This is a genomic window from Mycobacterium sp. NGS18, assembly GCF_059813185.1.
In genome coordinates this window covers 36820-50165 of record NZ_JCALEC010000016.1, presented here as the reverse complement: position 1 = coordinate 50165, position 13346 = coordinate 36820, and the positions used below count along the sequence as shown (strand labels likewise).

Annotated in this window: 13 protein-coding genes; 7 read left to right on the top strand and 6 right to left on the bottom strand. The window is 66.3% G+C overall.

Going from position 1 to position 13346, the window contains the following annotated elements; translation table 11 throughout:
- Both AC5Y31_RS20600 and AC5Y31_RS20595 read right to left on the bottom strand, forming a co-directional pair.
- Window positions 1–553, bottom strand: a 553-nt coding sequence (locus AC5Y31_RS20600; RefSeq protein WP_499982625.1) for an IS110 family transposase, incomplete at its 3' end; no start/stop codon positions are given.
- A 103-nt stretch (window positions 554–656) separates the two neighbouring features.
- Entirely contained in the window at window positions 657–2153 is a 1497-nt protein-coding gene (locus tag AC5Y31_RS20595; protein ID WP_499982623.1) for a potassium/proton antiporter, read from the bottom strand.
- Between the two features lie 158 nt (window positions 2154–2311).
- Between AC5Y31_RS20595 and AC5Y31_RS20590 the strand changes: the two genes are divergently transcribed.
- The 6 genes from AC5Y31_RS20590 to AC5Y31_RS20565 all read left to right on the top strand — a co-directional run bounded on the left by AC5Y31_RS20590 (window position 2312) and on the right by AC5Y31_RS20565 (window position 8661).
- Window positions 2312–2992 (top strand): potassium channel family protein, encoded by a 681-nt coding sequence (locus AC5Y31_RS20590; protein ID WP_499982620.1) that lies wholly within the window; start codon window positions 2312–2314, stop codon window positions 2990–2992.
- Window positions 2993–3018: 26 nt separating this feature from the next.
- Complete coding sequence (locus AC5Y31_RS20585; protein WP_499982618.1) at window positions 3019–3930, top strand: SAM-dependent methyltransferase; 912 nt, start codon at window positions 3019–3021, stop codon at window positions 3928–3930.
- Between the two features lie 515 nt (window positions 3931–4445).
- Entirely contained in the window at window positions 4446–5717 is a 1272-nt protein-coding gene (locus tag AC5Y31_RS20580; protein ID WP_065024310.1) for a PPE family protein, read from the top strand.
- Between the two features lie 68 nt (window positions 5718–5785).
- The gene (locus tag AC5Y31_RS20575; protein WP_499982615.1) at window positions 5786–7090 is read left to right on the top strand and encodes a PPE family protein; all 1305 of its coding nucleotides are present in this window, start codon (window positions 5786–5788) and stop codon (window positions 7088–7090) included.
- A gap of 49 nt (window positions 7091–7139) precedes the next feature.
- Complete coding sequence (locus tag AC5Y31_RS20570; RefSeq protein ID WP_499982636.1) at window positions 7140–8327, top strand: sodium-dependent bicarbonate transport family permease; 1188 nt, start codon at window positions 7140–7142, stop codon at window positions 8325–8327.
- A gap of 13 nt (window positions 8328–8340) precedes the next feature.
- A complete protein-coding gene (locus AC5Y31_RS20565; RefSeq protein WP_499982612.1) occupies window positions 8341–8661 on the top strand; it encodes a DUF732 domain-containing protein in 321 nt (106 codons plus the stop codon).
- Window positions 8662–8742: 81 nt separating this feature from the next.
- Here AC5Y31_RS20565 and AC5Y31_RS20560 read toward each other — a convergent pair whose 3' ends face one another.
- Both AC5Y31_RS20560 and AC5Y31_RS20555 read right to left on the bottom strand, forming a co-directional pair.
- Entirely contained in the window at window positions 8743–9138 is a 396-nt protein-coding gene (locus AC5Y31_RS20560) for a heme-binding protein (protein WP_065024308.1), read from the bottom strand.
- Between the two features lie 216 nt (window positions 9139–9354).
- Window positions 9355–10098, bottom strand: a complete 744-nt coding sequence (locus AC5Y31_RS20555) for an MBL fold metallo-hydrolase (protein ID WP_499982634.1) — start codon at window positions 10096–10098, stop codon at window positions 9355–9357.
- A 55-nt stretch (window positions 10099–10153) separates the two neighbouring features.
- On the opposite strand from AC5Y31_RS20555, the gene fgd reads away from it, so the two are divergent.
- Complete coding sequence (gene fgd / locus AC5Y31_RS20550) at window positions 10154–11164, top strand: glucose-6-phosphate dehydrogenase (coenzyme-F420) (protein ID WP_065024306.1); 1011 nt, start codon at window positions 10154–10156, stop codon at window positions 11162–11164.
- A 452-nt stretch (window positions 11165–11616) separates the two neighbouring features.
- On the opposite strand, the gene AC5Y31_RS20545 is transcribed toward fgd, so the two are convergent.
- Together AC5Y31_RS20545 and AC5Y31_RS20540 are read right to left on the bottom strand one after the other, a co-directional pair.
- Window positions 11617–11856 (bottom strand): hypothetical protein, encoded by a 240-nt coding sequence (locus AC5Y31_RS20545; protein ID WP_131810544.1) that lies wholly within the window; start codon window positions 11854–11856, stop codon window positions 11617–11619.
- Between the two features lie 62 nt (window positions 11857–11918).
- Window positions 11919–13217: a hypothetical protein gene (locus AC5Y31_RS20540; protein ID WP_499982609.1), complete on the bottom strand. Its 1299-nt coding sequence runs from the start codon at window positions 13215–13217 to the stop codon at window positions 11919–11921.
- Window positions 13218–13346: the final 129 nt, after the last annotated feature.

The window sequence follows — 13346 nt, the reverse complement described above, 5'->3', positions numbered from 1 at the left end:
CCCGCTGGGCATACACCCCAGATAGCGGGGTGCGTTCCAGGCGCTTGCGGGCAGTGGCGCCGAACAGATCCGTTGCAACGATCAACACCCCGGCCTTGGCCAAGACCGCATGCACCTGCGCTTTAAGCCCCGATCGCAGCGCCACCAGTTTGGCGCGGTAACGGACCAGTTCACGCAGTTCCCGTGTCGCCGGCGGTGCGATCCAGGCCTCCGGTAGCCGATTCATTCGCAGCAGATCCGCCAGATCCCCGGCGTCACGCACATCGTTTTTGACCCGCCGATACCGAAACCCTTTGACACCCAGCGGGTGCGCCAAATGCACACTGGCACCTGCGGCTTGCAGCACCTCGACCGCCCAATACCAGCCGTAAGTGGCTTCAAGCACCACCTCCGGATTCGGTCCAGCGCGCTCGATCTCCAACGCCAACGCCACCGGATCGTTGACGATACGCACCGCCGAAAGCTGCTGCCCGGTATCGGTTTGACGGACGATCACCGAACGCTGTCGATGCAGGTCAATCCCGACGAACTGTTTTCCGGCATACTCGCTCATTAGGGGCCTCCCAACACGTGACTGGTAGTGACACCCCCAGCATCCGCCGGGAACGTCACGAGGAGCGGAGGCCCCGCCCCTTCATCGCATCAACGCCAGGGGTTCACTCCGAGTCGCCGTACTCGTCGAACCAGTGGGCCAGCTTGCCGCGCCGGCTGACCGCCCGCAGCCGGCGTTCCGCTGACGCGCGGGTTTTGCTGGTGGTGACGATCAGCAGCTCATCGCCGGCGGTGATCCGGGTGTCGGGCTGCGGGACGAAGGTGTCGCCCTTGCGGATGATCAAGGTGATGACGCTCGGGTCGGGTAGCCGCAGCTCCAGCACCGAGACGTTGTGCAGCTTCGATTCGGGCTGCACCGTCATCGTCAGCAGTTCGGCCTCCAAGACGTCCAGCGGGGCCGCCTCGACCTGGATCTCGCGGGTGGTGTCGCGCGAGATCAACCCGAGCCAATGCGCGAACAGGCCCAGGCTGGGGCCCTGCACCACCGTGTAGACCACCACCAGGATGAACACGATGTTGAGCAGCCGGTAGCTGTCCGGGACGCCCTCGACGATCGGAAACGTGGCCAGCACGATCGGGACCGCGCCGCGCAGACCGGCCCAGGACAAGAAGATCTGCTCCCGCCACGGCACCCGGAACCAGATCAGCGAGGCCACCACCGACAGCGGCCGGCTCAGCAGCAGCAGCACCGCCCCGATCACCAGCGCCGGGACCAGCTCCCCGGACAGCTGGCTCGGACTCACCAACAGGCCCAGCAGTACGAACAGGCCGATCTGCGCCAGCCAGCCCAGCCCCTCGGCGAACGAGCGGATCGCCGCGCGGTGCGGCAGGCCCGAGTTGGCCAACACCACGCCCGACAGGTAGGCGGCGATGAAGCCGCTGGCGTGCGCCGACGCGGCGGCCGCGAAGGCCACCATGGCCAGGCCGAACGTGGCCAGTGGGTACAGTCCGGACGCCGGTAGCGCGGCGCGGCGCAGCATCATCGCCCCGAGCAGCCCGGCGACCAAACCGATGGCCGACCCGGCCACCAGCTCATAGACGACGCTGCCGACGGCGTGCAGCGGCGCGATCGTCAGCGGGGTGGTGCTCAGCATCAGCACCACGATCGCCGCGGGCGCATCGTTGAAACCGGACTCCGCTTCCAGCAGACCGGCCACCCGCCGCGGCAGCGGCAGCACCCGCAGGATGGAGAACACCGCGGCCGCGTCGGTGGGCGAGACGATCGCGCCCAGCAGGAGCGCCAGCTGCCAGCTGACGCCCAGCAGCAGGTGCGCGGCCACCGCGATCACCGCCATGCTGACCACCACGCCGACGGTGGCCAGCACCGCCGCCGGTGCCAGTAGCCGACGGATGTTGCCGAACGTCGTCGTCAAGCCACCTTCGACCAGGATCACCGCCAGCGCGGTCGTACCCAGGTCACTGGCGAGTTGCACATCGGAGAAGTCCAGCCCGAGTCCGTCGTTACCGATCGCCACCCCGACGAGCAGGAACAGCAGCAGGCTGGGCAGCCCGACCCGATCCGCCGCGCGGGTGGCGATGATGCTCGCCAGCAGCACCAGGCCCCCGATCAGCAGGGCCAGGTAGAGCTGTTCCAGGCTCATCTGATCCCCATTCGGGCCGTCGGTGGTGGTCGAACCCGATCGTGTGATTCGCTCATGGTCAGCGGGTTCGTGTTATCTGTCAGTAAATCAGTACTGCCGCCACCACTGTGGTACACCCGGATCAGGCCAGGGGCGGTGCGCGGAGGAGGGGAGCGATCATGCGCGTCGGGATCGCCGGTGCAGGTGCGGTGGGCCGATCTGTCGCGCGAGAACTGATCGGCGACGGCCACCGGGTGCTGCTCATCGAGCGCAACCCGGCGCACTACGAACCGCACTCCGTGCCCGAAGCCGACTGGCTGCTGGCCGACGCTTGCGAGTTGTCCGCGCTGCAGGAATGCGGCATCGAGATCTGCGACGTGGTGATCGCCGCCACCGGTGATGACAAGGCCAACCTGGCCGTCGCGCTGCTGGCCAAGGCCGAGTTCGGGGTCTCCCGGGTGGTGGCCCGGGTCAACAACGCCCGCAATGATCGGTTGTTCACCGCGGAATGGGGTATCGACGTGGCGGTCTCCACACCGCGGGCGATGGTCGCCGCGGTGGAGGGGGCGATCGACGTCGGCCACCTGGTGTCGTTGATGGGGCTGCGGAGCGGTCAGGCCAGCCTGATGAAACTGACACTGCCCGAGGACAATACGCTGATCGGCCAACAAATCTGCAACGTCGCGCTGCCCGAGGGAGCCGCGCTCATCGCGGTGCTGCGCGGCGACGCGGTCATCCTGCCGCGGGCGGCCGACGCGCTGCGGGCCGGCGACGAGATGCTGTTCGCGGTGGCCGCCGGGATCGACGCCCAGGTTCAGGCGGTCGTGCACGGGGTGCCGGCCGGCAGAGAGATGCACTGACCATCGTGCCGCCCCGGTGGACACCCATGAGCACGGCGCCGGCCGCCGATGACGCCGGAAGCCTGGCCACCGGCGCCGGGGTCATCGCGACGGTGCTGGCCGCGGCGCGGGCGGCGGCGACGTCGCGCGGTCTGATCAACGACCCGTTCGCCGCGCCGCTGGTGCACAAGGTGGGCCTGGACTTCTGCATCCGGGTGGCCGATGGCGATCTGGACATCAGCCGGCTCGGCAAGGACGGCGGGTTCCCGCGGCTGGCGGAGTTCTCCGCGGCCCGCACCACGTTCTTCGACGCATTCTTCACCGACGCCGCGCGCGGCGGGATCCGTCAGGCGGTGATCTTGGGCTCGGGACTGGACACCCGCGCCTACCGGTTGTGGTGGCCGGCCGAGACCGTCGTCTACGAGGTGGACCATCCGCCGGTGGTCGACTTCAAAGCCACCACGATGCGGGCCTGGGGCAGTACGCCGAGTGTCAACCGCCGTGCGGTCGGTGTCGACCTGCGCGGCGATTGGCCGGCGGCGCTGCGGCGAGTCGGTTTCGACGCCACCGCGCCCACCGCTTGGGTCATCGAGGGTTTGCTGGTCTGGTATGTGCCGTCGGATGCGCAGAACCGCCTGCTCGACGGTGTGAGCGCGCTCAGCGCCCCGGGCAGCCGGCTCGCCGCCGACCACGCGGTGCCGCCGAGCCGGCCGCAAGCGGTGCACCACGAATCCCTCGTCGAGCGCTGGCGCCGCCGCGGCTTGAGCCTGACCGGTCCGGGACCGTTCTATTCCGGAGAGCACACCGATGTGGTGCGGCACCTGACCGAAAGCGGCTGGATGACGGTCGATTCCGGGATCGGCGAGCTGTTCGCCGCCGCCCGGCTGCCCCGGTTGACCGAGCGCGAGCTGGACGGGGCCCCGGCCGCGATCCGCTATGTCGCCGCTACCCGGAGCTAGCCATCACCATTGTTTCTCACTTCGGGAAGCATTGCGGGACCATTTATCTCGTACAACGTCATATTAAGTGCGACTGTCGTCACTGACCGGAGCGATTGCCAGACACCGCAGTGAACTTATACAACCTGTGACGGTGAAAGGGGTTGGCGACCGAATAGGGTTGCTGATCAACATGTTTGATTTGACCCAACCGTCGGGTAACGCCTCCTCGGAGAGCGGTCTTCCTGCGGAGCTTCTCCGTCATTCAATTTGTCCAAGAGGGACTTTCGGTAATTACTTCGCAGCTCGTACACAGCGAATCCCCGGCAAGTGGGCCTAGCTTGATGATTCGTCAACAGGCGGACAGCGCGACGATGCGTGAATGACCGGTATTTCCAGGAGGTTACGTGGTTCTCACACGCTGCATCGCGCGGGTACAGCCCCAGCGTCGGCCATATCGAAGCGCTCGATGACCGCAGTGCAGAGCATCGGGTGACTCGCATCTCCTGGGGCAGTTGTAAAGGGGTTGGGTGGAAATGGATTTCGGGGCGTTACCGCCGGAGGTGAATTCCGGCCGGATGTACTTGGGGGCCGGCCCAGGCCCGTTGCTGTCCGCGGCATCCGCTTGGGGCGAGCTGGCGGCGGAGTTGCACTCGGCGGCCGCGGGCTACGGTGCGGTCATATCGGACCTGTCCGCCGATTGGCATGGGTCGTCCGCCAACGCCATGTCGTTGGCGGCTGCGCCATATGCCGAGTGGATGAGCGGACTTGCGGCCCAGGCCGAAGAGGCGGGAGTGCAGGCGACCGCGGCCGCCGCCGCCTACGAGGCGGCGTTCGCAGCCACCGTTCCGCCACCGGTGATCGCTGCGAACCGCAGCCTGCTGATGACGTTGATCGCGACGAACATTCTCGGGCTCAACGCTCCGGCGATCGCGGCCACTGAGGCGCACTACGCCGAGATGTGGGCCCAGGATGCCGGAACCATGTACGGCTACGCCGGTGCCTCGGCGTCAGCCGCCCAACTGGCGCCGTTCGCCGAGCCGCCGCCGACCACCGACCCGGCTGGCGTTGCCGAGCAGGAAGCCGCGACCGCGAAGGCCACCAGTAGTCCGGCAAGCTCTGTTGCGCAGCAGGTTTCGCAGGCGATGGCAACGTTGCCGAATACGCTGCAATCGCTGTCAGGGAGTCCCGCCGTGGCGGGATCGGCGTTGCCGGGCGGCCTCGGCACCGATCTGGCCAACTGGAACACGATCATGTCAACGCTGAGCGGGGCGTACAGCCCGATGTTGGGATGGACGTCTGTGCCCGGCGGTCCGTTGCTGTCGTTCGGACAGATATTCAGCTGGCCGATCAATGCCATGGGCGCCACCTCATACCTGGCCGGCCCGAAGGCTATCACCGGCGCGTTGACGCCGCTGTCGTCGCTGGCGAGCCAGACCATTCCGGCGGCCGGACTCGGCGGGGGCCCGGTGACGGGCACGCTCGGCCGGGCGGCGCTGGTCGGACAGTTGTCGGTGCCGACGGCGTGGGCCACGTCCGCACCGGCGATCCAACCCCTTGTCTTGTCGCTGCCGACAAGTGCGGCCGCTCCGGCAGCCGCGTTGGCCGGTGAAGACGCACTGTTCAGTGAGATGGCCCTCTCCAGCCTGGCCGGACGTGCCATGGGCGCCACGACCGGCCGCACCGTCGGCGCGACGATGACCGGTACTGCCGGCTGCGGAGTGGGCGCCGATGTGCTCGGCGCCATTGCAGAGGCAGACCCGGCGGCGGCCACGATCGTTGTGATTCCGGAGCTCGGCGATGACTGACGTTTCGAAGCCGGCTTGTGGCCCCGCGCCCGCAAGCTGGGCTGCGCTACGGGAGGGGGGATAGGCGAATGTATTTCTCTCTGTTACCGCCGGAGACCAACTCGGGAAACCTCTACACCGGTCCGGGGTCCGGTCCGTTGCTGTCGGCGGCAGCGGCATGGGACCGTTTGGCCGGTGAAATGCAGTCCGCGGCAGCGGATTACAACACGGTAGTGGCGGGATTGACCGCTGGGTCATGGGCGGGCCCGTCGGCCGAGTCGATGGCGGCCGCGGCCGGACCCTATGCGGCTTGGATGTCGGCCACCGCAGCGCTGGCCGCCGAGGCAGGCGCGCAGGCGCAGGCCGCCGCAGCCGCCTACGAAGCGGCCTACGCAGCCGTCGTACCACCGGAAGCGGTGGCGGCCAACCGTACCCAGTTGACGTCGTTACTCGCGACGAACGTGGTCGGCCAGAACACCGCGGCGATCGCAGCTACCGAAGCCCAGTACCTGGAGATGTGGGCCCAGGATGCCGCGGCTATGCACGGTTATGCGGCGGCGTCGGCAGCCGCCACCAAGATCAGCGCTTTCACCCAACCGCCGCAGACCACCAACGCGAACGCGCCGGTCGCTCCGTCAACCGCTGCCGTGTCATCGGCTTCGAACCCGATCCTGCAGGCGGGCGCCGATATGGCGACCCGCTACACCGCGTTTTTCAACAACATGCTGAACACCCTGACCGGCTCGCCAGACGCCGGTTCGACGTTCGCGGCGATGTATTCAGCTCTCAAGGTCCCCCTCGGCTTCACCACTCAGTTCAATGACGTCTCCATGCTCACCAACTTCCCGATCCAGAACTTTCTGAAGTTCGCGCCCCCGCTCGGACGTGCTCTCGTCGAGATCCCGGGCACCCGCATGGGTGCAGGACTCGCGCTGCCGCCGTCCGGTGCACTGATGTCCAGCGTGTCGGCCGGGATGGGCGAGGCCAATATGGTGGGGTCGCTGTCCGTCCCACCCGCCTGGGCCGGCCAAAGCCCGGCGATCAGGTTGGCGGCCAGCGCGCTACCGACGGCCGGAACGCCCGCCGCCGTTCCCGGGAGCCTGCTGAGTCAGATGGCACTGGGTGGCATGACCGGTGGCGCTGTCGGCAGTGCGGCACCCCGGGTCGCCGCCGCAGGGCGGACCAGCGTCACCACCGGCCGGAGGGCCAAGACGCCCGCCAAGCTCGACCAAGTCCTCGCCAAGCTGCGCCATCAACCCGACTCGGTGCAGCACTGGAATACCGACCAAGCCGGATTGGAGGACTTGCTCGACGAGCTGTCGAGGAAGCCGGGAATCCACGCTGTGCATCTCAAGGGCAGGAGAACGAAGGCGCCCAAGACATCCGGGGTCTGACGCCCCGCATCCCATCGTGACCCGCTTCGGAATCGGAGAAATCATGCAAATGCTTTTGGAGTTCTGGCAGAACTTCAGCCACAACCTGTTCAAGCCGCTGCTGCTGTTCTTCTACCTAGGCTTCCTCTTGCCGATCTTGAAGGTGCCGTTTGAGTTTCCGCCGGCGATCTACCACGGGCTCACCATGTACCTGCTGCTGGCAATCGGCTGGCACGGCGGCGAAGAGCTCGCTGGGATCAGCATGTCCAGCATCGGAGGAGTGCTCGGTTTCATGGTGACCGGGTTCCTCGTGAACTTTGTCATCGGCGCGTTGGCCTACTTCATCTTGAAGCACACCACGAGAATGCGAGAAGTGGACCGGGCCACGGTCGCCGGCTATTACGGTTCGGACTCGGCGGGCACGTTTGCCACCTGCGTGGGCGTGCTGGCCACCGCGGACATTGTCTTCGACTCTTATATGCCGGTCATGCTGGCAATCATGGAGATTCCCGGCTGTCTGGTCGCGCTGCTCCTGGTGGCTCGGCTGCGGCGCAGAGGAATGGACTCCACCGGTCTGCTGCCCGGTGAGATCGGCTACACGGGGTCGGCCGCAAGCGTGGTTCGGGCTGCTCAGGGGAGCAGTACGGAGACCGTCTCTTTCGTTGCACTCGATGATCTCCCGGAAAATCTCGAAGCGGAAACCGGGAAGACTGCCGCGCCTGACGCGGAGACCTCCTTCATCTCCGGCGCGATCCTTCGCGAGGTCTTTCTCAATCCCGGCCTATGCCTGCTCATGGGCGGTATTGCGATCGGATTCATCAGCGGACTGCAGGGACAGAAGGTCACTGCCGTCGATGATCCGGTCTTCCTGACCGCGTTCCAGGGGGCGCTGTGTCTGTTCCTGCTGGAGATGGGGATGACCGCGTCCCGCAAGCTGCGGGATCTGAGAGCGGCGGGCCGCGGCTTCATCCTGTTCGGGCTGCTCGCGCCGAACCTTTTCGCAACGATCGGTATCCTGGTGGCGCACTTGTATTCTCAGCTCACCGGGTTCCAATTGGAGACCGGGACCTACGTGCTCTTCGCGGTACTCTGCGGAGCAGCGTCCTATATCGCCGTTCCAGCGATCCAGCGGTTGGCCATTCCCGAGGCCAGTCCCAGCCTGCCGTTGGCCGCGTCGCTGGGCTTGACCTTCTCCTACAACGTGACGATCGGTATACCGCTCTACATCGAACTGGCCCACCTGCTGGCACGGATGTGAGTATCGGGTGGTGATGAGCGTGAAAGAGATCGTCGCGGTAGCGGGCCTGGCACTCGCGCTCGCCGGGGCCACTCCCGCTCAGGCGGACCCCGACGGCGCGGACAATGACCCTGCCTTCATCGCGTCCCTGAAGCAGTCGGGGATGACGTTTGCCAGTGAAGGGCAAGCGATCGCGGCCGCCCGGGCGGTCTGCGGGTCGATCAGCAACGGCGAATCCGGGCTGCAGGTCGTCAGAGAAGTGCAGAGCGATAACGCCGCGCTCACGCTGGACGGCGCTGCGCAATTCGCCGCCATCGACGCCAACGCCTATTGCCCTGGGCAACTGAAGAATTGATCGGGCCATTGCGGCCGCTCCTACTGCCCGCAGCAGTGGGTGAAGAGGTTCGCGCGGGCAGTAGGAGCTGTCCCAGGGGCGCTATCCCGCCATGAATTCTGCGTAGGCAGAAGCCAATTCGGGCGGCAGCACCGTCGTCTGGCACTGCTGCTGCTTCTCACCGATCGGCGCCAGGATGCCACGCAACTCGTAGTACTCCTGCGGGTTGGCGGTGAAATAGCTGCGCACCTCGGCCGCGGCCTGCGGCCGTGGTGAGCTGATGGCCCGGTTCATCACGGCATTTGCGCCGGGGTGTGCGCTCAGATACTGGCGAGCCGAACCGGTAACCGAGTCGACGGTGCTGGTCACCGACGCCTGGCTGCAGTCCGGTGCCGCTGATGCCGACGGCGCGGCGATCAGGGTGGCGGCAGTGGCGCCCAGCAGTCCGGCGCCGAGGCCGAATCGCCGAATCATGGTGACGCCGTGGGTTTTCGACATGGATGTTTCCTTCCGGGTGGTTAATACAATTCCCGTCCGGAGCCCAAGGTACGCGCGGCCGGGGGGTGCGACATGTGTCCCGGAGCACAGCCGAATGTGCACTGGGGTAGCAAATTGATCACTCGCCGGTCGATCCGGGCAGGAGTGCCGCAAATGCGGATCCGATTGGTAAGGCTGCTCTTAAATTCCGTGATCAGCACTTATCGGATCGTGACCTTAAGGTTTGCCCGCACGCTCGATTGCGGCTTCCGCAGCCTCCCGAATAGGGCCCCGCCACACATCGCCATGGCCGGGCGCGAGGATGTCGGTCTCCAGCAGCGCCAGCGCCGCCAGGCTGCGGATGCAGTGGTCCTGACTGTGGCTGAACAGTGCCGGCAGCAGCTGCGGGCCGGTGTGTGACAGCACCGGGTGGCCGGTGATCAGGGCGTCGCCGCTGGCCAGTATCCCGTCCACCAGATACGAGCAGTGGCCGCGAGTGTGGCCCGGCGTGGGGATGGCCACCGGCTGGCCGGGCAGCCCGGCGGCGATGTCGCCGGTCAGCGGCTGGGCTGAGGGGATGCCCTCGCGGTTCAGACCGCCGTTGCGCAGGACGTGCACGCTCCACCGGACCCAGCTCGGCCGCCACAGCTGCGGAGCCACCGCCAGCGGCGAGGCCTGCTCCAGATACTCCCGTTTGGCGTGGCCCACCTCGTCGGCGTGGCAGTAAACCGGTGTGCCATAGGTCTTGGCGAGCCAGATCGCCGCACCGAAGTGGTCGACGTGGGCGTGGGTGAGCAGCACCGCCTGCACATCGCCGGCGTCGTATCCCAGGGCGCCCAGCGACGCCAGCACGTCGGTGCGGTCTCCGGGGTAGCCGGCGTCGATCAGCAGCACGCCGGTGTCATCGGTGACCAGCAGCCAGTTGACCGCCTCACCGCGGGCCAGGTGGACCCGTTCGGTCACGGGAACGACCTCGACCAGCCTTTCACCCATGCCCGTGAGTCTAGGAAGAGCGCGGGAGGGTAGAAAAGGTGGAATGGCGGAACTCAAACTCGGATACAAGGCGTCGGCGGAGCAGTTCGGGCCGCGGGAACTGGTGGAGCTCGGTGTGGCCGCCGAGGCACACGGCATGGACAGCGCCACCGTCAGTGACCACTTTCAGCCCTGGCGCCACGAAGGCGGGCATGCCCCGTTCTCGCTGGCCTGGATGACCGCGGTCGGGGAGCGCACCGAGAAGATCCTGCTGGGTACCTCGGTGCTGACCCCGACGTTCCGGTACAACCCGGCCGTCATCGCGCAGGCCTTCGCCACCATGAGCTGTCTGTACCCGCAGCGGGTCTTTCTGGGTGTGGGCACCGGCGAGGCGCTGAACGAGATCGCCACCGGTTTCACCGGCCAGTGGCCCGAGTTCAAGGAGCGGTTCGCCCGGCTGCGCGAATCGGTGCGGCTGATGCGCGAGCTGTGGCGCGGCGATCGGGTGGATTTCGACGGCGACTACTACCGGCTCAAGGGCGCCTCGATCTACGACGTGCCCGAGGGCGGCGTCCCGGTCTACATCGCGGCCGGCGGGCCGGCGGTGGCAAAGTACGCCGGGCGGGCCGGTGACGGTTTCATCTGCACCTCCGGCAAGGGCGAAGAACTCTACACCGAGAAGCTGATGCCCGCGGTGCTGGCCGGCGCCGAGGCCGCCGAGCGGGACGCCGACGGCATCGACAAGATGATCGAGATCAAGATCTCCTACGATCCCGATCCAGAGCTGGCGCTGAACAACACCCGGTTCTGGGCGCCACTGAGCCTGACCGCCGAGCAGAAGCACTCCATCGACGACCCGATCGAGATGGAGAAGGCCGCCGATGCGCTGCCGATCGAGCAGATCGCCAAGCGCTGGATCGTCGCCTCCGATCCCGACGAGGCGGTGGAGAAGGTCGGCCAGTACGTGCAGTGGGGCCTGAACCACCTGGTGTTCCACGCCCCCGGTCACGACCAGCGGCGTTTCCTGGAGCTGTTCAAGACCGACCTGGAGCCGCGGCTGCGCCGGCTGGGCTGAGGTCCGGCGACTTTATGCCGAGTGTGCGGTTTGGTCCGCGACACGCCGAGACCGGCGTACCAAACCGCACATTCGACGGCTGCACCGCGTTGGCCCAAATCGCCCGCCGCAGAGGCGGTTTGGCGAGGCGAAGGCGACTCGTCATCCAGCAGGAGTCTGCTTAGTGCTCTCGTCGGTCTCGCGGCGGACGCTTGCGATCAGCAAGCCGAGGACGAGGATGACCGGGACGCTGATGAACCAGACCGTGAGCACAAGAATTGGCCCCCAAAACGTTAGGCACAAGACAACCAGCCGAACGTATTCGCCCCCGTCGGGAACTGGCGACGTATCCCGTGGCGTAACAATCAAGCTGATCGACTCTGCAAGCCCCACAATCACACAGCACGCGACTGCGACCACGGCTACCGACCAGAGCGCCCGTCGCAGCGATGGTTTGGCGAAGTGAAGACGCGTCATTGCCCGGTAGAAGTCTGTTCGGTGCTCGCGCCCGTCTCGCCGCGGCGGACGCTTGCGATGAATATGCCGAGCGCGATGATGACGGGAATCGTGATGAACCAGGGGATCAGCAAGTAAGCCTGACCCCATAGCAAGACGGACCAGATGTAGATCCGGATGTATTCGCCGACCGAATACGGGTATTCGTCGGTGAGCGCCGAGACCGATAGTGCCGTGCCAGACGCCACGCTGGCCACGGCGTAGACAGCAGCGACTGAAAGAGCCACCCGCCCCAGCGATGGTCTAGTGAAATGGAACCTCATCGGCCGGTGCCTACCGTAGGCGCGCTGCTCTTGAAGGGATCCGTGAGCCGCGTCGTATGACTAACGAACGGATCGTCAAAAAATGGCAGGGCGTTATGCGGCAGGGCGTTTTCCAGCTCCCATTTCCAGTTCGGCATATCGGGGCGTACCGCGTGGATCGACGTATCGCCGATCCAGTGGTGGCGTTCAAGGCTGGTGCCCGGCCCCCATGGGCTGCCCGAGTTCGCCGGCGACCACTGCAATTGAGCGGGCGCGGCGCCGTCGCGGTACTGGTAGGTCTCCATGCTCGGGTAGATAGTAGTGCTCCCTCCGAGGCCAACCGTGCCGTCTGCGTGTGGAGCGAAGGTGATTCGTCCGTTGACCGTCGCTCCAACGGCGGTCGCTACCGGCCACTCGTACGCGTCGTGGGCGTTGTAGTCGATTGTCAACCGCCCGTCTGGCGCTTGTGCCACATGGACGTTCGGCACTGCTGCCGCCGCGCCGCCGCGTTGTCCGTCAACCGCCGATGTGGGGTTCTGGCGGACCACAACCATCCCGTTGTCGTAGTCAACGAACATCGATACCCGCGAGCACTCGACGTCCGCATTTGCGCTCGGACCCCGATTGTCACCGAAGTTATCGGGACGTAGACGTCGGTGTTGAAAGTCGTCCATGTCCTTCGGGATGTTGTACACGTGATCAGCAGGAATGAACATATTGGACCGGACAACCCCCTTGCCCGGTTGCGGTGTGATCCTGCCCGCGACGATCTCCGGTGGCACCCCGTGATATTTGGGATCGTAGCTGTGCGGGTCCAGCGCTGCCGCCATGCGCCAGTCGTTGTCGCTCACGGGGTCGCGGCCGTAAACCTTGTTGAACGCTTCTCGTTGGTTGCCGGCCCGGTCGGCGTCGGTCTTCCAACGGTCATCCAGCGGCACCGCGTGTGGTTGCCCATCGGCAGCCCCCGCCCCTCCGTCGGCCCCTTCGCCGGGGAAGGCGAATTCGTGTAGTCCCGCGGTGGCAGTGGTGAGGTTGCCGGCGATCTGCGCCTCATTGGCGACCAGGTTGGCGGCCCGAGATTTGATGAAGCTGGCGTGGGCTTGGGCGGCCTGTTCGCGGGCCTCCTGCTCTGCCGCCGAGGTGTAGTAGGTCCAGGTGTCGGTGACGGAGTAGTCGTCGCCCACCCGGAAGCCCTCGCGTTCAGCGGCATAGACGGCCGACAGCACCAGTCCTTTGTTTGCCACCTGCGAGTCGTAAGCGAGATCGGCAGTACCGGCGGCGTTGATCAGCATGTCGGCGGGGCTGTGCACCGTCACCACATCGGCGCGACCTGAGCCGCCAGCGCCTCGCAGCGCTGCGCCAACTCGCGCAAGCTGGCTGGGATGACCTGCAAAGGCGCTGGGGAGGTCATGAGAAGAGCGTAGTGGGATTTTCAACGATGTCAG

What these genes read in the sequence shown, in the direction of transcription:
- AC5Y31_RS20565 (WP_499982612.1), top strand. Translation starts at nt 8,341, where the DNA reads ATGAGCGTGAAAGAGATCGTCGCGGTAGCGGGCCTGGCACTCGCGCTC.
- AC5Y31_RS20560 (WP_065024308.1), bottom strand. Translation starts at nt 9,138, where the DNA reads ATGTCGAAAACCCACGGCGTCACCATGATTCGGCGATTCGGCCTCGGC.
- AC5Y31_RS20580 (WP_065024310.1), top strand. Translation starts at nt 4,446, where the DNA reads ATGGATTTCGGGGCGTTACCGCCGGAGGTGAATTCCGGCCGGATGTAC.
- AC5Y31_RS20570 (WP_499982636.1), top strand. Translation starts at nt 7,140, where the DNA reads ATGCTTTTGGAGTTCTGGCAGAACTTCAGCCACAACCTGTTCAAGCCG.
- AC5Y31_RS20590 (WP_499982620.1), top strand. Translation starts at nt 2,312, where the DNA reads ATGCGCGTCGGGATCGCCGGTGCAGGTGCGGTGGGCCGATCTGTCGCG.
- fgd (WP_065024306.1), top strand. Translation starts at nt 10,154, where the DNA reads ATGGCGGAACTCAAACTCGGATACAAGGCGTCGGCGGAGCAGTTCGGG.
- AC5Y31_RS20585 (WP_499982618.1), top strand. Translation starts at nt 3,019, where the DNA reads ATGAGCACGGCGCCGGCCGCCGATGACGCCGGAAGCCTGGCCACCGGC.
- AC5Y31_RS20575 (WP_499982615.1), top strand. Translation starts at nt 5,786, where the DNA reads ATGTATTTCTCTCTGTTACCGCCGGAGACCAACTCGGGAAACCTCTAC.
- AC5Y31_RS20595 (WP_499982623.1), bottom strand. Translation starts at nt 2,153, where the DNA reads ATGAGCCTGGAACAGCTCTACCTGGCCCTGCTGATCGGGGGCCTGGTG.